21 protein-coding genes are annotated in these 22,291 nt (G+C 68.3%); 9 read left to right on the top strand and 12 right to left on the bottom strand.

Annotation, left to right across the window (positions count from 1 at the left end; translation table 11 throughout):
• Positions 1-34 precede the first annotated feature (34 nt).
• Both NP4_RS27810 and NP4_RS27805 read left to right on the top strand, forming a co-directional pair.
• Entirely contained in the window at positions 35-457 is a 423-nt protein-coding gene (locus tag NP4_RS27810; RefSeq protein WP_068004029.1) for an OsmC family protein, read from the top strand.
• A gap of 34 nt (positions 458-491) precedes the next feature.
• Positions 492-1,361 (top strand): alpha/beta hydrolase, encoded by an 870-nt coding sequence (locus tag NP4_RS27805; protein WP_068004018.1) that lies wholly within the window; start codon positions 492-494, stop codon positions 1,359-1,361.
• Positions 1,362-1,381: 20 nt separating this feature from the next.
• Here the strand turns inward: NP4_RS27805 and NP4_RS27800 are convergent, their stop codons facing one another.
• Positions 1,382-2,260, bottom strand: a complete 879-nt coding sequence (locus NP4_RS27800; RefSeq protein ID WP_068004017.1) for an alpha/beta fold hydrolase — start codon at positions 2,258-2,260, stop codon at positions 1,382-1,384.
• 95 nt (positions 2,261-2,355) lie between these two features.
• Between NP4_RS27800 and NP4_RS27795 the strand changes: the two genes are divergently transcribed.
• The gene (locus NP4_RS27795; protein ID WP_068004016.1) at positions 2,356-4,299 is read left to right on the top strand and encodes an AfsR/SARP family transcriptional regulator; all 1,944 of its coding nucleotides are present in this window, start codon (positions 2,356-2,358) and stop codon (positions 4,297-4,299) included.
• Here NP4_RS27795 and NP4_RS27790 read toward each other — a convergent pair.
• Positions 4,289-4,936, bottom strand: coding sequence for a TetR/AcrR family transcriptional regulator (locus tag NP4_RS27790; RefSeq protein ID WP_245997590.1), 648 nt, complete (start codon positions 4,934-4,936; stop codon positions 4,289-4,291). The two genes, NP4_RS27795 and NP4_RS27790, sit on opposite strands and share 11 nt — an antisense overlap.
• A 73-nt stretch (positions 4,937-5,009) precedes the next feature.
• On the opposite strand from NP4_RS27790, the gene NP4_RS27785 reads away from it, so the two are divergent.
• The 4 genes from NP4_RS27785 to NP4_RS27770 are packed head-to-tail and all read left to right on the top strand — an operon-like array spanning position 5,010 to position 7,781.
• The gene (locus NP4_RS27785) at positions 5,010-6,206 is read left to right on the top strand and encodes an alkane 1-monooxygenase (protein ID WP_068004011.1); all 1,197 of its coding nucleotides are present in this window, start codon (positions 5,010-5,012) and stop codon (positions 6,204-6,206) included.
• A complete protein-coding gene (locus NP4_RS27780; RefSeq protein ID WP_068004008.1) occupies positions 6,203-6,379 on the top strand; it encodes a rubredoxin in 177 nt (58 codons plus the stop codon). Before NP4_RS27785 ends, NP4_RS27780 begins: the two co-directional genes overlap by 4 nt.
• Complete coding sequence (locus NP4_RS27775; protein ID WP_062512194.1) at positions 6,376-6,558, top strand: rubredoxin; 183 nt, start codon at positions 6,376-6,378, stop codon at positions 6,556-6,558. Before NP4_RS27780 ends, NP4_RS27775 begins: the two co-directional genes overlap by 4 nt.
• Positions 6,555-7,781, top strand: a complete 1,227-nt coding sequence (locus NP4_RS27770; RefSeq protein ID WP_068004006.1) for an NAD(P)/FAD-dependent oxidoreductase — start codon at positions 6,555-6,557, stop codon at positions 7,779-7,781. The genes NP4_RS27775 and NP4_RS27770 overlap by 4 nt, the downstream gene beginning before the upstream one ends.
• A gap of 234 nt (positions 7,782-8,015) precedes the next feature.
• Here the strand turns inward: NP4_RS27770 and NP4_RS27760 are convergent, their stop codons facing one another.
• The 9 genes from NP4_RS27760 to NP4_RS27720 form a co-directional block, all read right to left on the bottom strand.
• Complete coding sequence (locus NP4_RS27760; RefSeq protein ID WP_068004203.1) at positions 8,016-9,056, bottom strand: NUDIX hydrolase; 1,041 nt, start codon at positions 9,054-9,056, stop codon at positions 8,016-8,018.
• Entirely contained in the window at positions 9,056-10,180 is a 1,125-nt protein-coding gene (locus NP4_RS27755; RefSeq protein ID WP_068003999.1) for a glycosyltransferase family 4 protein, read from the bottom strand. Before NP4_RS27755 ends, NP4_RS27760 begins: the two co-directional genes overlap by 1 nt.
• Entirely contained in the window at positions 10,177-11,151 is a 975-nt protein-coding gene (locus NP4_RS27750) for a phosphatidylinositol mannoside acyltransferase (RefSeq protein WP_068003995.1), read from the bottom strand. Before NP4_RS27750 ends, NP4_RS27755 begins: the two co-directional genes overlap by 4 nt.
• A gap of 10 nt (positions 11,152-11,161) precedes the next feature.
• Positions 11,162-11,833 (bottom strand): phosphatidylinositol phosphate synthase, encoded by a 672-nt coding sequence (gene pgsA / locus NP4_RS27745; protein WP_068003986.1) that lies wholly within the window; start codon positions 11,831-11,833, stop codon positions 11,162-11,164.
• Position 11,834: 1 nt separating this feature from the next.
• Positions 11,835-12,419 (bottom strand): ATP adenylyltransferase, encoded by a 585-nt coding sequence (locus NP4_RS27740; RefSeq protein WP_373863875.1) that lies wholly within the window; start codon positions 12,417-12,419, stop codon positions 11,835-11,837.
• The gene (gene thrS / locus NP4_RS27735) at positions 12,416-14,455 is read right to left on the bottom strand and encodes a threonine--tRNA ligase (protein WP_174556179.1); all 2,040 of its coding nucleotides are present in this window, start codon (positions 14,453-14,455) and stop codon (positions 12,416-12,418) included. Before thrS ends, NP4_RS27740 begins: the two co-directional genes overlap by 4 nt.
• Positions 14,456-14,638: 183 nt before the next feature.
• On the bottom strand, positions 14,639-15,304 hold the full coding sequence (locus NP4_RS27730) for a (2Fe-2S)-binding protein (RefSeq protein ID WP_068003979.1): 666 nt from the start codon (positions 15,302-15,304) through the stop codon (positions 14,639-14,641).
• Between the two features lie 237 nt (positions 15,305-15,541).
• Positions 15,542-17,770: a SulP family inorganic anion transporter gene (locus NP4_RS27725; protein ID WP_068003976.1), complete on the bottom strand. Its 2,229-nt coding sequence runs from the start codon at positions 17,768-17,770 to the stop codon at positions 15,542-15,544.
• Between the two features lie 299 nt (positions 17,771-18,069).
• Positions 18,070-20,307, bottom strand: a complete 2,238-nt coding sequence (locus tag NP4_RS27720; RefSeq protein WP_068003974.1) for a SulP family inorganic anion transporter — start codon at positions 20,305-20,307, stop codon at positions 18,070-18,072.
• A gap of 225 nt (positions 20,308-20,532) precedes the next feature.
• Here NP4_RS27720 and NP4_RS27715 point away from each other — a divergent pair, with 225 nt between their 5' ends.
• Together NP4_RS27715 and NP4_RS27710 are read left to right on the top strand one after the other, a co-directional pair.
• Positions 20,533-21,264, top strand: coding sequence for a MerR family transcriptional regulator (locus tag NP4_RS27715; protein WP_068003973.1), 732 nt, complete (start codon positions 20,533-20,535; stop codon positions 21,262-21,264).
• A gap of 222 nt (positions 21,265-21,486) precedes the next feature.
• Complete coding sequence (locus NP4_RS27710) at positions 21,487-22,020, top strand: hypothetical protein (protein ID WP_068003970.1); 534 nt, start codon at positions 21,487-21,489, stop codon at positions 22,018-22,020.
• A 48-nt stretch (positions 22,021-22,068) separates the two neighbouring features.
• On the opposite strand, the gene NP4_RS27705 is transcribed toward NP4_RS27710, so the two are convergent.
• On the bottom strand, positions 22,069-22,278 hold the full coding sequence (locus NP4_RS27705; RefSeq protein WP_114755580.1) for a hypothetical protein: 210 nt from the start codon (positions 22,276-22,278) through the stop codon (positions 22,069-22,071).
• Between the last annotated feature and the right edge of the window lie 13 nt (positions 22,279-22,291).

Here is a 22,291-nt window from a genome sequence, read left to right as displayed (position 1 = left end):
TGCGACACAAAACCTTTCGCATAGGGTCGTTGCCATGACGAAGGACAACTCGCGGTCGGTGCGGATCGAGCGCCTCAGCACCGGCCGCTACCGGGCCATCAATGCCCGCGGTGGCGAGCTCGTCTTTGGCTCGGGCGACGACGCCGATTTCACCCCGGTGGAACTGCTGCTGGCCGCGCTCGGCGGCTGCACCGCGGTGGATGTGGACGTCGCGACCAGCCGCCACACCGAACCGGACGAGTTCACCGTCGCGGTGTCGGGGAACAAGGTCGGCGATGAGCTCGGCAGCCATCTGACCGATCTCGAGGTCCGCTTCCAGGTCACCTTCCCCGAGGGCGCGGCCGGTGACAATGCCCGCAAGATCCTGCCCCGCGCGGCCCGCGCCTCGCACGACAGCCTGTGCACGGTGAGCCGCACCATCGAAATCGGCACTCCCGTAACGTCGATCGTGGAGTGACGCCGTACCGAGGAGCCGGGGAGGACGCGCCGGAATGGAATTCGAAGAGATCGTCATCGAGACCGACCGCCTGAACTTCCCCGCCCTCGCCGCCGGAACCGGTCCGGTCGTGCTGTGCTGGCACGGATTTCCGGACCACCCCGCCACTTTCGGCCCGCTGGCGCGGCGGTTGGTCGCCGCCGGGCGGCGTGTGGTCGCGCCGTTTTTGCGCGGCCACCATCCGGCGACGGCCACCGAGCTGACCTACGCGGGCGGAATCACCTTGGCCGCCGACGCCGCGGCCGTGGCGGCCGCACTCGATCCCGCGGGCGTCGACATGATCGGCCACGATATCGGCGCGGGCGCGGTGGCCCGGGTCGCCGCGGCCTGGCCGGAACGGCTGCGCCGCGGCGTCACCATGGCCGTGCCCCCGCCCGCGACGCTGCCCGGCCTGTTCACCGATCCGGCTCAGCTGCGGCGGTTCTTCTACATCTGGCTGTTCCAACTGCCCGGCCTGGCCGAACATATCGTCACCGCCGATCGCGGCCTCATCGACTACCTGTGGTCGACCTGGTCGCCGAATCTGGATCCGGGCACGCACCGGCAGCTGGTCCACGAGCTCTACGGCGACCCGGTCCTGATGACCAACGCCCTGCGCCTCTACCGCGCCAATTTCGATCGCGGCCTGCACGATCCGGAGCTGGCCCACCTGGAGACGACAACCGAAGCGCCCGCCTCGATTCCCCTGCTGGTCCTCGGCGCGACCGACGACGGCTGCATCCCGCCCTCGGGTTACGCCGCTGCCGAATCCGGCCTGGCGCCCGGTTCCCGCATCGAAATCCTCGACGACGCAGGGCATTTCATGCACCTGGAGCGCCCCGACGCCGTCGCCGACCTGGCCCTCGAGTGGTTCGGCGCGTCGTAGCGCTGCCGCATGGCCCGAGCCTATCGCCGCAGCAACTCCGCGATCAGGGCGGCGATATCGGCCGGGGCCTGTTCGGCCATGAAATGGCCTGCGCGAGTGGTGAAATGCCGCAGGTCGGCGGCCCAGGGGTGCCAGATCGCGGTCGCGTCGAAGCCCAGCTGCGTGCCCCAGTCCTGCTGGATGACCGTCACCGGCATGGTGAGGCGATTACCGGCGTCGAGGTCGGCCCGGTCGTGGACGATATCGATGGTCGCGGTGGCTCGGCAGTCCGCGACGATCGAGGGGACGGCCTGTCGGGAGGCACGCAGGTATTCGGCGCGCACATCGGCCGGTATCGCGTCGGGGCTCGCGGACCAGGTGTCGAGCAGATAGCCGAAGAACTCGTCGGCGCTGTTGGCGATCATCCGCTCGGGCAGGCCGACCGGCTGGGCCATCAGATACAGGTGGAAGGCCACCGCCGCGTCGACGCCGTGCAGGACATTCCAGGTGTCCAGGGTCGGGACGATATCCAGGATGCCGAGGTGACCGATCCGATCCGGATGGTCGAGACCGGCCCGGAAGGCGACATGTCCGCCGCGATCGTGTCCGACGAGTGCGAAGCGGTCGATGCCGAGCGCGTCGGCCAGACCCACGATATCGGCGGCCATGGTTCGCTTGGAGTAGACGTTCTCATCGACCGCCTCGGGCTTGTCACTGTCGCCGTACCCGCGCAGATCGGGGCAGACGACGGTGTGGTGTTCGGCGAGGATGGGCGCGACGTGCCGCCACATCAGATGCGTCTGTGGAAGACCGTGCAGCAGTACGACCGCCGGGCCCTGCCCGCCGATCGCCGCATGCAATGCGATGCCGTCGGCCACCTCGATCGAGGTCGTGTCGAATCCGGGAATTGCGCTGCCCATCGTGGTCGTCTCCTTACTCGGGGGCGGATCTGTGAACGACCGCAGGATCGCGCAGCCGAATCAGCAGCGGATCAGCGACGCAGCACAATGAGCACGTGGAGATTCTCGTCCGGGTGCTCGGGCCGATCACGGTCACCGACGCCGAGGGCCGCCCGATCGCGGTCGGCAGCCGCCGTCGCCGCGAACTGCTGGGTCGGCTGATCGCGGCGGGCGGTCGGGTCGTCTCCCTACCGCTGCTCGTCGACGATCTCTGGGACGATCCCCCGCCCACGGCCGCCGGAACCGTCCGCACCTTCGTCTCCGAGCTGCGCCGCGCGCTCGAACCCGATCGCGGGCCGCGCACCTGCTCGCACACCATCGAAACCGTCGGCACCGGATACGCCCTGCGGATTCCGCGAGCCGCCATCGACGCCCACCGCTTCGAAGACACCCTGCGAGCCGTGCGGGATCAGCGCCGCGACCGGGTCGCCGCCGCCTTGACCGAAGCCCTGTCGGAGTGGAAGGGCGAACCGTACGCCGATCTCGAGCCCTCGCCCTGGCTGATGCGCGAACGCGCCCGCCTGACCGAATTGCACAGCCGCGCGGTCGAACTGCGTGCCGAGGCACTGCTGGATCTCGGCCGCGGCGCGGCCCTGGTCCCGGAGTTGGACGCCTTCACCACCGCGCATCCGTGGCGGGAGTCGGCGTGGGTGCTGCTGTGCCACGCCCTCTATCAAGCCGACCGCCAGGTCGACGCGTTGACCACGCTGCGCGCCGCGCGCACCCGGCTGCTCGATCGGTTCGGACTGGACGCGGCGGACAGCCTCGACCATCTCGAACGCGACATCCTCGGCCGTGCCCCGCAACTGCGCCCCACACCCCGCGACGAGGACCGGCTGCGCCTGCTCACTCGCACCGAGGCGACGGGCATCTACACCCGCCTGCGCTCGATGACGACCGTGGCCGGGGCGGCCGCGCTGACCGGCGGCACCAATCTCGTACTGGCCCAACAGCAACGCGCCGCGGCGGTCGCGGAGGCGGAGCGTTCCGGCGATCCCGACCTCACCGCCCGCGTCATCGCCGCCTACGACGTCCCGACCATCTGGACGCGCGTCGACGATCCCGAACGCGCGCGGGCCCTGGTCGCCACGACCCGGCGCACGCTGCGACAACTGGGAGCTGGGGCCCCGACCGCCCTGCGAGCGCGTCTGCTGGCGACCCTCGGCCTGGAACATCGCGGCACCCGCGACCACTGGGCGGCCGAGGCGGCGATCGAGGCCGAACGCCTCGCCCGGGAACTGTCCGATCCCAATGTCTTGGCGCTCGCGCTCAATGCCCGCTTCATCCAGTCCTTCCAACACCCGGCGCGTACCGGCGAACGCGACGAGATCGCAAGCGAACTCATCGATCTCTCGGCGCGACACGATCTTTCGACATTCGAGATCCTCGGTCATCTCATCAAGATCCAGGTCGGCGCGGCCCGCGGCGATACCGACACGGCGAATCACCATGCGGCGGCGGCCGAACGGCTCGCCGACCGCCAGGAGGCCCCACTGGTCCATGTTCTCACCGCGGCTTTCCGGACGATGCGACTGGCACAGCGGTCCAACGATCCGGCCGAGGTCGCACACGCGTATCGCGTTGTGGCGAACGATCTTTCCGGTGCGGGCATGCCCGGGGTCGAAGCGGGCCTGTTCCCGCTGGCACTGCTCGCACTGCGGCTACGGCATCACCGCCCCGCGCCGACGGATCCCGAACTCGATTGGGGCCCTTACCATCCCTGGGTCCAACCCCTCATCGACCTCGCCCGCGACAGTTCGGCGGCGGCCCGCCGAGCCGCCGCCGACATACCCACACCGCCCGCCGATCACCTGTACGACGCGCTCTGGACCGTCAACGCGCACACCGCGATTCAGCTGGGAGACGAATCGCTGGCCAGCCGGGCGCGCACGGCCCTGGAGCCCTTCCGCGGCGAGATCGCGGGCGGCGTGACCGCCATGATCACCTTCGGTCCGGTCATCGATATCCTGGCGGCGCTCGACGAGACCTTCAGTCGCTGAACACCGCCGCGGCCACCACACCGATCTGATCGACGGCGCGTTCGACCGTGCCGGTCGGCTGGAACAGGTGGCTCAGCGCCAGCCGGACGATGATCTCCATCCTCGATCCCAATCGCGCGTCGTCGAGCCGGTCGAGTCCGTACTGTGCGCGCATGGTCGCGGTCACCGCCGAAATCGCCCGTCCCAGTACGGGTTCGGGCTCGGTCATCAGCACCGGCAGCAGGGTGGTGTCGGCCGCGGTCCGGCCCGCCAGCACCGCTTTCAGCAGCGCGTTGTCCGCACCGGCGCGCAGCGTGTACTCCGCGGCCGCGCGCACGCCCGCCACCGGGTCTCCCGGATGGGCGGCCAGGCTCCGGGCAATGCCGATCAGGAACGCGTCGACCTCGTGGCGGACCACGACATCGGCCAGCTCCTGTTTGGTGCCGATCTCCTTGTACAGCACCGGGCGGCTGACGCCGACCTCCTTGGCCACCCGCGACATGTTCACCGCACCCCAGCCCTCGGTGCACACCAGTCGGCGGGCGGTGTCGATGACGCGTTCGCGCAGCAGCTGACGCATCTCGGTCTGGAAGTTCGGCGCTTCGACCACGATCCGATCGTACATGATCGCCCCGAACGTTCCATCGTTGACAACCAAGCATGAACTGTCTTCAATGAATACAACTCGCCAGAAAGTGTAAACGGGCGAGGTCGATGAGGAGAGTTCGGCGATGACGACATCCGAAACCTGGCACGACCGCAAGCGCTACCTGTGGCTTTTCGGCCTGGTCCCGCCCACCGCGATTCTGCTGGCACTGGCCCTGGTGTGGGCGTTCAACCAATTCGGCTGGCACAGCGCGGCCGCGGTGTGGTGGTGGATCGGCCCGCTGCTGGTCTACGTGCTGTTGCCGATCCTGGACCGCTTCTTCGGCCCCGACGGGCAGAATCCGCCCGAGGAGCTGATGGAACAGCTGGAGAACGACCGCTACTACCGCTTCTGCGTCTACGCCTACATCCCGTTCCAGCTGATCAGCCTCGTGCTGGCCGGATATCTGTGGACCGCGCCGAATCTGTCCTGGCTCGGCATCGACGGCGGACTGAACCTGGTGTCGAAGATCGGCCTGGCGTTCAGTATCGGCGCGATGGGTGGCGTCGGCATCAATGCCGCGCACGAAATGGGCCACAAGAAGGACGAATTGGAACGCTGGCTGTCCAAGATCACCCTGGCGCAGACGTTCTACGGCCACTTCTACATCGAGCACAATCGCGGCCATCACGTCCGGGTGGCCACGCCGGAGGATCCGGCCAGCGCCCGGCTCGGCGAATCGTTCTGGGCGTTCCTGCCGCGCAGCGTCTTCGGCAGCCTGCGCTCGTCGTGGTCGCTCGAACGGGCGCGGCTGCATCGAATGGGTAAGCGACCGTGGGATATTCGCAACGATGTACTCAATGCCTGGCTGCTGTCGGTGCTGCTGTGGGGTGCGCTGGCGGTGGTATTCGGTCCGGGCGTGCTGCCGTTCCTGGCGCTGCAGGCGGTCTACGGCTTCTCACTGCTGGAGACGGTGAACTACCTCGAGCACTACGGCCTGCTGCGCCGGCGCACGGCCTCGGGCCGGTATGAGCGCTGCACCCCGGAGCACAGCTGGAATTCTGATCACATCGTCACCAATATCTTCCTGTACCACCTGCAGCGCCACAGCGACCATCACGCGAATCCGACTCGGCGCTACCAGATTCTGCGCAGCATGGACGGCGCGCCGAATCTGCCCAGCGGTTACGCCAGCATGATCACCCTGGCCTATCTGCCGCCGGTATGGCGTCGGGTGATGGATCACCGCGTACTGGCCCACTACGACGGCCATATCGCGCGAGCCAATATCCATCCGCGCCAACGGGATCGGCTGCTCGCGAAGTACGAGGTGCGGGCATGAGCGCCTATCGCTGCCCGGTCTGCGCCTACGTCTACGACGAGCGCTCCGGCGCGCCCCGGGAGGGCTTCCCCGCCGGAACCCCGTGGTCCGCGGTCCCCGACGACTGGTGCTGCCCCGACTGTGGGGTTCGGGAGAAGGTCGATTTCGACACCGTGACAGGAGATTTCCGATGACCGACTACAAACTGTTCCGCTGCCTGCAGTGTGGATTCGAATACGACGAGGCCCTCGGCTGGCCCGAGGACGGTATCGACCCCGGTACCCGCTGGGCCGATATTCCCGAGGACTGGTCGTGTCCCGACTGCGGCGCGGCCAAATCCGATTTCGAGATGGTGGAGGTCAGCCGGGCATGACCGGACGCATCGTGATCGTGGGCGCGGGTATCGCGGGCGCCACCGCCGCGCGAACCCTGCGCCGCGAGGGCTACACCGGTGCGATCGTGCTGATCGGCGCGGAGACCAGTCTGCCCTACCGCCGCCCGATGGTGTCGAAGGAACTGCTCGCGGGCACCGCCTACGAACGCCGCATGCTGATCGAGACCGCCGAGGCGTGGCGTGCCCACGATATCGATCTCCGCCTCGGCATCCACGTCGACGGCCTCGACACCGCCCGCGCCCGAATCGAATTGGCCGACGGTTCCACCCTGGGCTACGACGCCCTGCTGCTGGCCACCGGGGCCCGTGCGCGCCGCCTGCCGAATCCGCAGCGGCATATCCACACCCTGCGCGAACTCGGCGATATCGCGCCGCTGCGCGCCGAGCTCCGCGACGGCGGCACACTGCTGGTGATCGGAGCGGGAGTGCTCGGTTGCGAGACCGCCGCCACCGCCCGCGTACTCGGCGCGCAGGCGACCATCGTGCACGCCGGACGCGCGCCACTGGACCGGATCGCCCCGCCCCTCGTGGGCGACTACTTCCGAAACCTGCACGCCGCCAATGGCGTAGCCATCCACGACGACATCACCCTCACGCGCCTCGCGGGCACCGCGGACGGCGTCACCGCGACCGCGGCCGACGGTCACACCTGGGACGCGACCGCCGCCCTGGTGGCCATCGGCTCCGAACCGAATACCGATCTGGCCCGGGCGGCGGGCCTGGCCGTCGACAACGGCATCGTCGTCGACGATCATCACCGCACCTCGGCCCCGGCCGTCTTCGCCGCCGGTGATGTCGCCAACCGCCTCGGCGAACGCACCGAACACTGGAACAGCGCCCAGGAACAGGGCAGCTCCGCCGCGAAAGCCATACTCGGCCAACCGCTTCCCCCACGCGAAACCCCGTGGGGCTGGACCACCCAGTACGGCCGCAACCTCCAATTCGCCGGACACTTCCACCCCGACGACACGATCATCCTGCGCGGCGTCCCCGAAGCCCACGACTTCACCGTCCTGGCCATCCGCGACGACCGCGTCACCGCCGCCGCCACCCTCGCCCGCCCCGCCGAATTCCGCGCGGCCCGAAACCTGATCTCCCGCAACGCGATCGTCGACCCCGACCGCTGCGCCGACGAAGCGACCGACCTGCGCGCCTACGCGGCCGCTATCGCTCCGGCGCATCGCGCGCCGGTCGGCCTGTGATATCGAACAGAGTCAATTCCCGTGCGGCCGAACGCAGTTCGGCGCTCTCACGCACCGCACACGTGGGCCCGATGCCCTGCACCACCGACTGCGGCGACACCAGCCACCCGTGACACCGACGGCAATGGGTGACGAGCCTGATCGTGGGACGGTCGTCGTCGGCCATATCGTTCCCCTCCGGCCGTAGGGCTTGTGACAATCCCAAGCTTGGCACGAGGGTCCGACAAGTTCGCCCTACCGAATCGAGCGCACCTCGGGCTCGTCGTCGCCGCCCGTGGCCGTGACGGCTTCGGGGAGCAGGCGGTCGAGGTGATACGGGTAGACCGTCTCGCCGCTCGCGTCCAACTTCACGATGTCCTCGGGCGTGCACCACTTGTAGGCGCTGACGCAGCGGCGTTCCCAGACCGTGGGGTCGGCGGCCTTGGGGTCGAAGGACTTCTTGGCGCGGGCGACGAAGAACAGTTCCTCCGAGCGGATCAGTTCGCCGTCGAAGGGGAAGACCGCGACCCGTCGCCAGATCGGGCCGCGTAGATAGGTCGAATCCAGCGCGTAGCCGGTCTCCTCCCACAGCTCCCGCACGGCAGCGGCGCGCAGGCCCTCGCCGGGTTCCACGCCGCCACCCACGGTGAACCAGAACGGCATGTCGGGGGTCTGCGGGTCGTGGCCGCGCATGAGCAGGATGCGGTCCTGCTCGTCGAGCAGGACCACGCGCGCCGAGGTGCGCACGGTGTCGACCTCGAGGCCGGTGCTCGCGGCGGGGGTGACGCGCTCGGCGATCTCGAAATAGGTGGGCAGCGGGGCGGTGCCGCCCAGATGCAGCAGCCGCACCGGGCGGCGGGTGCGCAGGGCCAGGGTGTCGCGGACGGCGTCGTTGTGGAAGCGGCGGGCGATCAGCACCCGGGCCTCGGCGTCGGCCAGTTCGGCCACCAATTGCGGTGGCAGCAGCGAGATATCGATCGCGGCCAGCGCCACGGCGAGTTGATTCTCGGCGGTCTCGCGATCGGACCATTCGGTGCGTTCGGCCCGATCGGCCAGGGTCTGCAGGCGTTTGGCGGGATCGGCGGACGCGGGATCGGCCGCGCGCACCGTGAGCGCCACCGAGCGCGCCACCACGGCCCGCCGCGCCAGCGCCGCCTCGAGGGCATGGCGGGCCTGATCGCCGCGCACATGCAGTCGGTCGAGCCGGTTGGCGGTGGAGTAGGCCCACACACCGGCCGCGACGACGAGCGCCGCGACGAGCGCGAGGACCAGGATCGTGGTCGCGGAGAATGTGATCATCCGGCGACCCGCACCCGGATGTCGCCCACGGTCACCGTCTCGTAGACCCGCAGGATCTGTTCGGCCACCACCGGCCAATCGTATTCGCCGACGACCTGATTCGCGGCCCGCACCAGCTCCGCGCGCTGCGGCGGATCGGCCAGCAGTTCATTCAGCGTGCGGGCCAGGGCCGCGGAATCACCCACGGGCACCAGCCGTCCCGCGACGCCGTCGCGCAGCACCCGCCGGAAGGCGTCCAATTCGCTGGCCACCACCGCGGTGCCCGCGGCCATCGCCTCCACCAGCACGATGCCGAAACTCTCGCCACCGAGATTGGGCGCGCAGTACACATCGGCACTGCGCATGGCCGAGGCCTTCTCCGTATCGGAGACCTGCCCGAGGAATCGCAGATGCCCCGCGTGCGTACCGGCCTCGCGGCGCAGCCGCTCCTCGTCGCCGCGCCCGACGATCAGGATCTGTACCTCCGGATTGCGCCGCACCAGTTCCGGCAGCGCGCCCAGCAGCACCGCCATCCCCTTGCGCGGTTCGTCGTAGCGGCCCAGAAACAGCACGGTCCCCCCGGCGCGCGGATAGCCGTCCAGCAGCGGGGCGTGTGCGAAGGCGGGCACGTCCACGCCGTTGGGGATTTCGACCGCGTCGCTGCCCAGCGCCTCGACCTGCCAGCGCCGCGCCAGCTCCGACACCGCGATCCGGCCCTGGATCTTCTCGTGATACGGCCGCAGCACCCCCTGAAAAGTGCTGAGCACCAACGACTTCGTGGTGGAGGTGTGGAAGGTGGCCACAATCGGACCGTCCGCGATCTTCAGCGCCAGCATCGACAGACTCGGGGCGTTCGGTTCGTGGATGTGCAGCACATCGAAATCGTTGTCGGTGATCCAGCGCCGAATCCGGTTGTAGGCGGTGGGCCCGAACGACAACCGCGCCACCGAACCGTTGTAGGGAATGGCCACGGCCTTGCCCGCGGACACCACGAAATCAGGCAGCGGCGTCTCGTCGGAGGCCGGGGCCAGCACGCTGACCCGGTGCCCGCGCTCGATCAGCACCTGCGCCAGCTCCACGACGTGCGACTGCACCCCGCCCGGCACATCGAACGAGTACGGGCAGACCATGCCGATCTTCACCGGGCCTCGCCTCCCAGAACCGCTTGGGCAGCGGCGATCCGGTCACGGCGAGCCTGCGACAGATCGCTCTCCCACAGCGGTTGCAGCATATGCCAGTCGGCCGGATGCTCGGCGATATTGGCGGCGAACCGATCGGCCAGGGCCTGGGTCGCGGGGGTCACGCCAGCCGAAATATCCAGCGGCGCTTCGACCTTCATCCCCCAGCCCTCGCGGTCCTGCTCGTCGACGGTGAACCACACGTGCACCGGCAACAGGGCCGCGCCGGTCTCGCTCGCGAGCTTCGCCGCGCCGGCGGGCATCCAGGTGCGCTCGCCGAAGAAGGTCACCGGCACGCCCTTACCGGTCAGATCGCGCTCGCCCATCAAACAGACGACCTTGTTCTGCGACAGGCGATCCGCGAGCTGACCGAACGGCGGCTGCTCCCCGCCGGTCAGCGGGAATACCTCGAAGCCGAGACTCTCCCGATATTCGACGAACCGCTCGAACAGCGATTCCGGTTGCAGCCGTTCGGCGACGGTGGCGAAGGCGCCGTAATGCTGCACCAGCCAGACCCCGGCCATATCCCAGTTGCCGGAATGCGGCAGGACGAGCACCGCGCCGCGACCTCGCGCCAGCGCCTCGTCGAGATTCTCGATGCCCAGGGGGCGCGGCATCCGCGACGATTTCACCAACGCGGCATGATCCATCGTCGGCAGCCGGAACGCCTCGCGCCAATAACGCGCGTAGGAGCGCATACTCGCCCGAATCAGCTCGTCGGGCACGTCCATCGGCTCGACCCCGAGCACCCGGGACAGATTGCGGCGCAGCTGATTCGGCTCACCGGTGCGATGCGCGGCCCGATTGGCGCGTCGCCCGGCCCAGTCGCCGCCGCGGTCGAACCACCGCCGCGCCGCCGCCTCGGGCAGACCGCGGACCAGCCGCCAGCCCGCCGCGTATGCCTTGTCGGACACAGCGGATTTCAGATCCGTCATGCGGCGTCCCCTAGTTCGTGGCGCCGGGCTCGGCCCGGCCCGCCGGGGTGATCACATCACGGGCGCCGGCCGAATTGCGCACCGCCAGTACCCGCTGGAACACGGTGACGATACTCAGCACGGCCAGGATGTACATGGCGACATAGACGGCATAGCTGAGCCATTCGATACCCCAGTATCCGCCGATACCGGTGAATCCCGCGCCCACGAGCACGATCACCAGCCGGTCCGGACGCTCGATGAGGCCGCCGTCGGCCGAGAGCCCGCTGGCCTCGGCCCGCGCCTTGGCATACGAGATGACCTGCGAGGTCACCAGCACCACGAGCGTCGCGAGGAACAGATGCTTGCTGTGCTCGGTGTAGACCGACCACCACGCCAGCGCGCCGAAGATCGCCCCGTCGGCGACGCGGTCGCACGTGGCGTCCAGTACCGCACCGTATTTCGTGCCGCCGCCGCGCGCGCGGGCCATCGCACCGTCGAGCATGTCGAACATGACGAACAACCAGATCACCATCGTTCCCCAGAACAGGTGATCGGTCGGGAACAGCGTCACCGCGGCCGCGATCGAGGCCGTGGTGCCGATCAGCGTCATCGCATCGGGCGTGAGCCCGGTACTCACCAGCGCTTTACCCAGGGGCGCAGTCGCTTTGGCGAACGTCTCACGTCCGAAGAAGCTGAGCACGCTACTCGATGTCCTTCCAGGCCTCCGCGAGCAGCGCCCGCGTCTCCCGCAACAACTGGGGCATCACCTTCACCCCGCCGACGACGGTGATGAAATTCGCGTCGCCACCCCAGCGCGGCACGATGTGCTGATGCAGGTGGTCGGCGAGCGAGCCGCCCGCCACCCCACCGAGATTCAGGCCGACATTGAAACCCTCCGGCCGCGACACCCGCTTCATCACCCGGATCGCCTGCTGGGTGAACGCCATCAGCTCGGTGCTCTCCTCGACGGTGAGGTCCTCGAGGTTGGCCACCCGCCGATACGGCACCACCATCATGTGACCGGGGTTGTAGGGGTACAGATTCAGCACCGCGTACACCCACTGCCCGCGCGCGATCACCAAACCGTCCTCGTCGGACATCTTCGGGATCTCGGTGAACGGATGGCCGCCCTTCTTGGGCTCCTCACGGTCCTTGACCGCACCGGTGATGTAGGACATCCGGTACGGAGTCCACAACCGCTGCAGGCGATCCGGATCTCCGGCGCCCGTATCGACGATCTGCTCGCTCGAATCCTGGTCGGACACAGCCTCATCCATGATGCTCATGCTCCACCTGTCCGGATACCGAAACCGTCCGCGGTGGGCGAGGCGTTCTCACGCCGCCGAATCCAGTCCACGACGGTGGCGACGGCATCGGCGACCGGTACCCCGTTGACCTGGGTGCCGTCGCGGAATCGGAAGCTCACCGCGCCCGCGTTCACATCGCGCTCACCGGCCAGCAGCATGAACGGCACCTTCTGCGCGGTGTGGTTGAAGATCTTCTTCTGCATGCGATCGTCGCTGCGGTCGACCTCGGCGCGCACACCGTGATCGCGCAGCCGCTCGATCACCTCGTCCAGATGCGGTGCGAAGGTGTCGGCGACGGGGATGCCCACCACCTGCACCGGCGACAGCCACACCGGGAACGCGCCCGCGTAGTGCTCGGTGAGCACACCGAAGAACCGCTCGATGGAACCGAACAGCGCGCGGTGGATCATGACCGGCCGCTGCTTGGTGCCGTCGGAGGAGGTGTACTCCAGCTCGAAGCGCTCGGGCAGGTTGAAGTCGAGCTGAATGGTCGACATCTGCCAGGTGCGCCCGAGCGCGTCCTTGGCCTGCACCGAGATCTTCGGGCCGTAGAACGCGGCCCCGCCCGGATCCGGGACCAGCTCGAGACCCGAGGCGTGGGCGACCTTTTCGAGGGTCGCGGTCGCCTCCTCCCAGATCTCGTCCGAGCCGACGAACTTCTTCGGATCCTTGGTCGACAGCTCCAGGTAGAAGTCCTCGAGGCCGTAATCCTTCAGCAGCGACAGCACGAAGTTCAGCGTGCTGGTCAGCTCCGCGTGCATCTGCTCCTTGGTGCAGTAGATGTGCGCGTCGTCCTGGGTCATACCGCGCACCCGGGTCAGGCCGTGGATCACGCCGGACTTCTCGTAGCGGTAGACCGAGCCGAATTCGAACAGCCGCAGCGGCAGTTCCCGATACGACCGGCCGCGGGCGCGGAAGATCAGGTTGTGCATCGGGCAGTTCATCGGCTTGACGTAGTAGTCCTGGCCGGGCTTGCGAACGCTGCCGTCCTCGTTGTACTCCGCGTCCAGATGCATCGCGGGGAACATGCCGTCGCGATACCAGTCCAGGTGGCCGGAGACCTCGAACAGGTGGCCCTTGGTGATGTGCGGGGTGTTGACGAATTCGTAGCCCGCGTCGACATGGCGGCGGCGCGAGTACTCCTCGAGCTCCTTGCGGATGATGCCGCCCTTGGGGTGGAACACCGGCAGGCCCGAACCGAGTTCGTCGGGGAAGGAGAACAGGTCCAGCTCCAGGCCGAGCTTGCGATGGTCGCGCTTTTCCGCCTCGGCCAGCAGGTGCAGGTACTCGTCCTGGGCCTCCTGCGATTCCCACGCGGTGCCGTAGATGCGCTGCAGATCCTCGCGGTTCTGATCACCGCGCCAGTACGCGGCCGAGCTGCGGGTCAGTTTGAAGGCCGGAATGTATTTGGTGGTCGGGCAGTGCGGGCCGCGGCACAGATCGCCCCAGATCTTCTCCCCGGTGCGCGGGTCCAGGTTGTCGTAGATGGTCAGCTCGTTGCCGCCGACCTCCATGACCTCCGGATCGTCGATTCCGGACTTGTCGGAGATCAGCTCGAGCTTGAACGGCTCCTTCGCCAATTCGACCCGGGCGTCCTCGACCTCGACCACCCGGCGCGAAAACCGCTGCGCGCCTTTGATGATCTTCTTCATCCGCGATTCCAGCTTGGCCAGATCCTCCGGCGTGAAGGGGCGCTCGACCTGGAAGTCGTAGTAGAAGCCGTCCTTGATGTAGGGCCCGATGCCGAGTCGGGCCCCCGGGAACTCCTGCTGCACGGCCTGGGCCAGCACATGCGCGGCCGAATGCCGGATCACATTGCGCCCGTCGGGCGAATCGGCCCGCACCGGCTCGACCTCGACATCGGTCTCCGGCGCCCAGGACAGATCCTTGAGATTGCCTTCCGGATCGCGCACGACGATCACCGCTTCGGGCCCCTTGTTCGGCAGGTCCGCCTCGCGCAGCGCGGCACCCGCCGTCGTCCCGGCCGGCACCCGAACGAGGGCGGCTGGGGTCATGCGGGCTGAGGTGGTCACGGCTGCGCTCTCCTTGGCTTACTCGGCGGGCTCTCACCCGCAATGTCTAGGTGCGGGCTGCTCCCTCCCGCGATCCGGACGTGCGTCCGAGCCGGTCGCACGAGTACTCCGGCGCGACCATGCTATCGGGACACCCCCGGCCGCGCGCCGATGGACCGGGCTACCTCACTCTCGGGTGGCCAACTCGGTCAGCAGGGTGTGCCGCTCGGCGGCGGGGCGTTTGGGGCAGCTGGTGCACATTTGGCAGCCGGGGACCTCGAAGACCAGGCAGCAGGAGATGCGGCGGACGAAGGTGCGGTCGGCTATGTCCATGAAGCGGGGTACCGGGAGGCGGCCGGCCACCTCGTGGGCCAGGCGGGATCCGGCCTCGGGGTTTCCGGCGTCCAGGGCGCGGTTGCCGATGGCGTCGGCCACGATGGCCCACAGGGATGGGATTCCGGCGCCACTCACCTGCGCGACGACCGGGATTATGCGGCCCAGCGTTTTCCGCAGCGCCGGCCCGACGCCCCCATCCGGCATCGGCTCGGCAGCGGCCGCTTCATCCCATCGCACCGGCAGGACGCGCTCCACGCCCCCATCGGGACGGATCTCGCACAGCAGCCGTTCCAGTTCGGGATTCGGCGCGGGCAGATCCCGCGCGTAGGCGCTCGCGATCGGGTCGACGAGCGAGGACGCGGCCATACACCACCACAGCGTCCCCGAAACCCGCGAATCACCGGTCCCCCACGAGATCCCCATATCGGCGATCCGCTCGGCCAGCCACCGCGACTCGGTCAGCATGGTCCCCGGTACAAGCGTGCCCGTCACCACCGACCCCGCAGCCATTTCCATCCGACTCCGATCCCTGATTACCACCCTGACACGCCCCAGGCCGGGCGGCCAGCAGACATCCGTGACCAGTAGGTTTACCGGCGCCCCAGCGTATGTCCTGTCCTCGCGCACGCGCCGCAGGCACGCCCGGCCGTATCTCCGACTGCCGCCATGGAGCAATCGAACAAGGCGGGCCGAAAGCGCGACGAGGCGCGAGTCCGGTTGCCGAACAACCGAACTCGCGCCTCGTCGCGGATATCAGGCGTGGATCGCGACCGCGCGCTCACCCGCGTCGGTGATCTCGGCGATGCCGTCGGTGGTTACCTCGAGTACCCGGGCAGTGCCGATATCGAAGTACAGACCCGATACGGTGATGCCCCGCTCGGCCATGACCTGCTGCACGACCGGGTGGCTGTACAGCGTCTCGAGCTGAACCGCGACATTGACCATGGCCAACTGGGCCAGCTCGTCATAGCCCGCCGCGGCCGCGGCCCGCGCGACCGGATGGCCCGCGTGGAAGCGCTGCAGCGTCGGCCGGGCGTGGGCGAGCCAGTCGTCCAGACCCGGCCCGAGCGGGCCGCCGGACTTCAGCGCCGACATGGCGCCACAGCCGGAATGCCCGCACACCACCACATTTCGCACGTCCAAATTCTTCAGCGAGAACGCGATCGCGGCCTCGACCGAGGAGTCGGAGCGGTCGGCGGGAATCAGATTGCCCACATTGCGGACGGTGAACAGATCACCGGGACCGCTGTTGGTGATCACATTCGGCACGATGCGCGAATCGGCGCAGGTGAGGAACAACGAATGCGGATCCTGCCGGTCGCGCAGCTCGTCCAGATGCGGGCGCACCACGTGTGCATGGCTGCGGTGATATTCGGCCACGCCGTCCTCCAGCGCGTTCTCGCCGCGCTCGGGCCACGGGCCGAGCACACTGTCGAGCATGCCGCGGGCGGGACCGCGCTGCGGCGGACCGGCGACGGCGTGCTCCATGCGAGCGGTGCCGATCTCCACGAATTCCACTGTGCAGCCGGTGCTCTCGTGCTGGCGCGCCCAGTCGTGGATGGCCTCGTAGGCGGCATGGTCGAGGAAGTCGACGGTCAGTTCCACCAGCACATCGGTCCCCGCGGGCACCTTGGCCAACTGCGCCGACAGCTTGGGCAGCGCGAGGAAGGTGCAGGTGCCATCGATGCTGACGATCCAGCGATCGGTACCGGTCACCGGACCCGCGACCACCGAAACCTTCACAACCCGCCACAGCAGCAGCGCGAACGCCAGCGCCAAGCCGATGAGCACGCCCTCGAGCAGATTGAGGAACACCACACCGGCCACGGTGACCGTGTACACGGCCAGATCGCCGGTGCGCCGCGCCAGCCTGATATGTCCGACCTTCACCAGCTGCACGCCCACCACGATGAGCAGACCAGCCAGCGCCGACTTCGGAATCTGTTGCACCACACCGACGAGCGCGACGGAGAACACCAGAATCCACACACCGTGCAGCAGCGCCGAGGCCTTGGATTTGGCGCCCGCCGCGACATTGGTGGAGCTGCGCACGATCACGCCGGTGACGGGCAGGCCACCGAGCAGACCGGAGGTCATATTGGCCGCGCCCTGCGCCATCAGCTCGCGGTCGAAGTTGGTGCGCTCACCGGAGTGCAGTTTGTCGACCGAGACCGCCGACAGCAGCGATTCCACGCTGGCGATCAGCGCGATGGTCAACACCGCCAGTGCGATCGCACCCCAACCGCCGCTGGGGATCTCGGGCAGCCCGATGGCGTCGAACAGCGAACCCTCGATCTTGATGCGTTCGGGATCGCCCGGGCCGACGATGGCCAGGCCGGTGCCGACGAGCACGGCCACCAGCGGCCCCGGCACCAGCCGAAGTCGTTGCGGCACATACTTCCAGCCCAGGATGATGGCGATGACCACGGCGCCGATCAGGAAGTCGTCGCCGTGCAGATTCAGCAGCTGCTCGGGCAGTCCGGTCAGATTCGCCCAGGCCGAGCTGCGCGAGGATCCGCCCAGCAGGACATGGGCCTGCTGCAGCGCGATGGTGATGCCGATACCGGCGAGCATGGCGTGCACCACGACCGGCGCGATGGCCAGGGCCGCGCGGGCGATCCTGCTCAGACCGAAGACCAGCTGCAGCAAGCCGGCCGCGACCGTGATGAAACACGTTGTCTTCCAGCCGAACTGATGGATGGTCTCGGCGACCACCACCGTCAGACCGGCGGCCGGACCGCTGACCTGCAGCGGCGAGCCGCCGAAGATGCCGACCACGATGCCGCCGACAGCGGCGGCGATCAGACCCGCGGCGATGGGCGCATCGGAGGCGACGGCGATGCCGAGCGAAAGCGGTAGGGCGACAAGAAAAACCACGAGGGAGGCGGGTAAGTCGTGACGCATGATCGAGGACAACCGGTCGGATATCGACGGCCCCGGCGGAGCGGCGTGACGCGGCCTCGTGTCGGTGTCGGTGGACATATTTCTCCTTCGCCGGAACAGGTGGGGCTGATCCGGTGGGTCGAACATGTTCTCCAGGCATCGAGCTCAACCACCGAGACGGCACTGTCTCGGTAGGCACCCGGAAGTGAGGGTCAGATTAATAGTAAAGACTTAGCAAAGCCTGAGGAAAGTTTATTTATCGATGCTTACTTCCGACACGCCGAAGTGTGAGTACTCACAGGCAAGTCGTCCCACGTATAGCGACGCCCCGGGAGCTCATCCCCGGGGCGTCGCCCGACCTGCCGCCACCCGGCCGTCGCCCACGGCCGGGTGTCCCCCTAGACCGGCAGTGCCGTAACCGGCCTGCTCGCGACGTCCGGTCCGCAGGCGCGGCCCGCATCGTCGATCTCCGATATCCCGTCCACCCTGATCCGGATGACCCGCGCGGTGGCGATGTCGAAGAACAGTCCCGACAGCACAACCCCCCGCTCGACGAGGGCGCGGCACACCAGCGGATGCCGGGCCAGCGTCTCGAGCTGCACGGCCACATTCACCATGCCCAGCTGATCGATCTCGCCGAATCCGGCTGCCGCGGCGGCCGCCGCCACCGGATGTCCGCCGCGGAACCGCTTCAGCGTGGGCCGCCCGTGCGCGAGCCAGTCGTCCAGACCGGATCCGGTGACATCGCCGCGATACAGCGCGCCCATCGCGCCGCAACCGGAGTGTCCGCACACCACCACCGAACGCACCCGCAGCACGTCCAGCGCGTAGACCAGGGCCGCCTCGACCGAGGTGTCGCGCCCGTCGGCGGGAATCAGATTGCCGATATTGCGCACGGTGAACAGATCCCCCGGCCCGCTGCTGGTGATCACATTCGGCACGATCCGCGAATCGGCGCAGGTGAGAAACAGCGCGTCCGGATTCTGACCGTCGCGTAGCTCACCCAGATGCGGGCGCACGACATGGGCGTGCCCGCGGTGATAGGCCGCCACTCCGGCGACGACCGGATCCACCCGCGCGGTGCGCCGCCACGGACCCAACGCGTCGTCGAGCAGCCGCCGGGCGTGACCGCGGGTGGGCCGCCCACTGGCCAGATCGGCGATGCGCACCGCGCCCATCTCGACGAATTCGACCGTCCCGCCGCCGGTTTCGTGCTGCTGCGCCCATTCGCGCAGCGCGTCGGAGGCGGCGTGATCGAGAAAGTCCACGGTCATCTCGACTGTCACCGTGGCGGTCGCGGGCACCCGGGCGAGTTCGGCGCTCAGGCGCGGCAGGGCCAGGAAGGTGCAGGTGCCGTCGATGGTGACCAGCCAGCGGGCGGTCCCGGGCACCGGCGCCGCGGCGATCGCCACCCGCACGACCCGCCACAGCAGCAACGCGAACGACAGCGCCAGACCCACCAGCATGCCCAGCAGCAGATTGGCGAACACCACCACCAGAACCGTTGCGGCATAGACGATCAGATCGCCGGTACGGCGCGCCGAACGAATGTGGGCGAGTTTGACCAGCCCCATGCCGATCACGATCAGCAGTCCGGCCAGCGCCGCCTTGGGTATCTGCTGCACCACGCCCACCAGGGCCACCGCGAAGATCAGCACCCAGACCCCGTGCAGCATGGTCGAGGCCTTGGTGCGCGCCCCCGCGTTGACATTGGTGACGCTGCGGACGATCACCGCCGCGATCGGCAGCGCGCCGATCAGGCCACAGACCATATTCGCCACACCCTGTCCGACGAGTTCGCGATCGAGATCGGTACGCCGTTCGGGCCGCATCCGATCCACCGCGACCGCCGAGAGCAAGGTTTCGACGCTGGCGATGAGCGCGATCGTCACCATGGCCAGCCCGACCGCCAGCGGGCCGCCGCCGGGTAGGCGCGGCAGCGCCAGTTCGTCGAACAGCGAGCCGTGCAACGCGATTCGCGCCACGTCGGTGGGCAGCACCATGGCCAGTCCGGTCGCGAGTACGACCGCCGCCAGCGGCGCGGGCACCCTGCGCACCGCGGAGGGCAGATACCGCCAGCCCAGCATGACGACGATGACCACCGCGCCGACCAGCGCGTCGCCGCGGCTGACCGAGGTCAGCTGATGCGGCAGCTGCACGATGCTCTGCCACGACGAACTCAGCGACTTCCCGCCCAGCAGCACATGCAACTGCTGCAGCGCGATGACCGCGCCGAGTCCGGCCAGCATCCCGTGCACCACCACCGGCGCGATGGCCAGCGCGGCCCGGCCCAGCCGCCCGAATCCGAACAGGATCTGCAGTACGCCCGCCCCGAGCGTGATGAAACAGGTGGCGGCCCAGCCGAATTGGTTGATGCTCTCGGCGACCACCACGGTGAGACTGGCCGTGGGACCGCTGACCTGCAGGGCCGAGCCCCCGAGCAGTCCGGCCACCAATCCGCCGACGACCGCGGCCAGCAATCCGGCCGCCACGGGCGCGCCCGCCGCGACGGCTATACCTATCGATAGTGGTAGCGCGACGAGAAAGACCACCACGGAGGCGGGTAGATCGTGTCGGAGCACGACGGCGAGACCAGTTGGCGTGGTCCGTCGGGCCGGATCGGTGTCGGTCGACATATTTCTCCTTCGCCGAAACGCCGAGCGGTTCGGTTCATCGGTGGAACATGTACTGGCATCGAGCGGGCGGGTACAGCGACGAGCAGCTGCAAGCGTAAAGAATGAGCAAAGATCTTGGAAAGCATTTGCAGTAAGATCTTCAGTGAAGCTATCAAATTGTGATCTACATCACAAGAGGGGCAGACCCGGCCCGCTGACCTCGACACCATCGGAGACCATGCAGCGGTGACCGAATCCGCGCATCGGAGCAAGCACCCCGCGGCCGAGTGGCGTTCGATCGATCTGGCTCGCCTCGCGGGCATCTCCACGCAACAGGTCCGCAACTATGTCGACGCAGCCATCTTGCCCCCGGTCGCCCGCACCGCGTCGGGTTATCGCCGATTCGGCGACGAACACGCGGCCGCCCTGCGCACCTACCGCGCCCTGGCCGCCGGTTACGGGCCGGTCGTCGCGCGCGAGATCATGCAGGCCGTCCACGACGAAAATCGCTCGGCCGCACTGGCTCTGGTCGATGCCGCACACGCCGCGCTGCACGACCAACGCCGCGCGCTGGACGCCACGGCCGAGGCACTGGAAACCCTCGCGGCCGAACCGACCGCAGCGGCCGAACGCTCGGGTCTGCGCATCGGCGAGGTCGCCAAACGTCTCGGCGTGCGCACTTCCGCACTGCGACTGTGGGAATCGGAGGGCTTACTCACACCGCGCCGCGAGCCCGGAACCCGCTATCGCGTCTTCGATCCCGTCGATGTCCGCGACGCCCGGGTCGTCACCGTGCTGCGCCGCGGACAGCATCCGTTCGAACGCATTCGGCAGGTCCTCGACGAACTGCGCCGCACCGGCGGCAGCGCGGCCCTGAACGCGGCGATCGCGCGGCGGCGCGCCGAACTGACCGACCGTTCCCTCGCGATGCTGGCCGGTTCCGGCCAACTGCACCAATACCTTTCGCGACACCGCTGACCCCGGTCGCCGAAGGAACGCCGAACCCTCCCCTCCTCGGCACGACTCGCCGCACCCTCGACAACACGCTCGGGTACGACGCTGTACCTCTGGGAGCCAACGACATTCGATCATCGGCTCATGCGCAGAAATCTACGGCCGGGGCGTAGGCAAGTCAAGACATTCGTGTGCATTCATGTGCATGAATGTGCTCGCCCGAGGCGCAGGCGATATGATTCGCCCATGGACGGGGAGTTCGAATCGCAATGGCAGCCGGAATCGACCGGACAACGATTCGGAAGACAGATGAAGGCCTTTCGGCAACGGGATCTGCCCGACCGGCTGCTCACTCATCAGCAGATCCACGAGCTCGGCGGACCGACCCGCAATGTCCAGTCCCGGATCGAAAGCGGTCAGGTCGACACGATCAGCGCCACCACCGAGGCTAAATACAATCGCGCCCTCGAGGCACTGGGTCTGCCGCCGGGCAGCGCGACCGACGCGCTCCACCATGGCGGCGCGCTCGATCCGACGCGCGCGGAAGTGTCCGGTCCGGACACCCACGACGAGGTGGAGAGCGGAGTCGACGCGCTGCGCCGACTCCATCGCGACCACCGATCCGTCGCCAACCTGGTGACCGAACTCGACCGCCTCGGCATCGAATTGCGCCGAGCCCGCCGCCACGACGACGGCTATCAGCTCACCTTCCCGCGCGCGGGCATCGACCAGTTGCTGCACGCCCTGCAAACTCGAACCGCGCGCGACGATCACACCTGATCGGCGGCGCGAATGACGAAGTGACGCAGATCGGCTCGAACTACCCCGCTACTGGACGATCGAGGAGTTCCACGCCACGGTCGCACGCGGCCGGGGCCGACGCATCGTGCGACTGCCGTTACCGCCCACGGCGCCGATCGATCTGTGCGGCCTGTGGCTCACCTGCGACGACCACGACATCATCGCGCCGGGCCGGGCAATGCGGCCACCCCGATCCACGCCGGACTGCACGAGATCGGCCATATGCTGCTCGACCACGGCGGCGAGCGCA

The organism is Nocardia pseudobrasiliensis NBRC 108224, assembly GCF_001613105.1.
Classification (GTDB): Bacteria; Actinomycetota; Actinomycetes; order Mycobacteriales; family Mycobacteriaceae; genus Nocardia; species Nocardia pseudobrasiliensis.
The sequence above is the reverse complement of the archived record's forward strand: the minus strand, read 5'-3'. Positions and strand labels throughout refer to the sequence as shown.

Bases quoted from the DNA above. Each gene is read 5' to 3' on its own strand.
- NP4_RS27720 (WP_068003974.1), bottom strand. From the start codon at position 20,307: ATGTCGACCGACACCGATCCGGCCCGACGGACCACGCCAACTGGTCTC.
- NP4_RS27785 (WP_068004011.1), top strand. From the start codon at position 5,010: ATGACGACATCCGAAACCTGGCACGACCGCAAGCGCTACCTGTGGCTT.
- NP4_RS27740 (WP_373863875.1), bottom strand. From the start codon at position 12,419: ATGAGCATCATGGATGAGGCTGTGTCCGACCAGGATTCGAGCGAGCAG.
- NP4_RS27725 (WP_068003976.1), bottom strand. From the start codon at position 17,770: ATGTCCACCGACACCGACACGAGGCCGCGTCACGCCGCTCCGCCGGGG.
- NP4_RS27775 (WP_062512194.1), top strand. From the start codon at position 6,376: ATGACCGACTACAAACTGTTCCGCTGCCTGCAGTGTGGATTCGAATAC.
- NP4_RS27780 (WP_068004008.1), top strand. From the start codon at position 6,203: ATGAGCGCCTATCGCTGCCCGGTCTGCGCCTACGTCTACGACGAGCGC.
- NP4_RS27810 (WP_068004029.1), top strand. From the start codon at position 35: ATGACGAAGGACAACTCGCGGTCGGTGCGGATCGAGCGCCTCAGCACC.
- NP4_RS27805 (WP_068004018.1), top strand. From the start codon at position 492: ATGGAATTCGAAGAGATCGTCATCGAGACCGACCGCCTGAACTTCCCC.
- thrS (WP_174556179.1), bottom strand. From the start codon at position 14,455: ATGACCCCAGCCGCCCTCGTTCGGGTGCCGGCCGGGACGACGGCGGGT.
- NP4_RS27800 (WP_068004017.1), bottom strand. From the start codon at position 2,260: ATGGGCAGCGCAATTCCCGGATTCGACACGACCTCGATCGAGGTGGCC.
- NP4_RS27750 (WP_068003995.1), bottom strand. From the start codon at position 11,151: ATGACGGATCTGAAATCCGCTGTGTCCGACAAGGCATACGCGGCGGGC.
- NP4_RS27770 (WP_068004006.1), top strand. From the start codon at position 6,555: ATGACCGGACGCATCGTGATCGTGGGCGCGGGTATCGCGGGCGCCACC.
- NP4_RS27730 (WP_068003979.1), bottom strand. From the start codon at position 15,304: ATGGAAATGGCTGCGGGGTCGGTGGTGACGGGCACGCTTGTACCGGGG.
- NP4_RS27710 (WP_068003970.1), top strand. From the start codon at position 21,487: ATGGACGGGGAGTTCGAATCGCAATGGCAGCCGGAATCGACCGGACAA.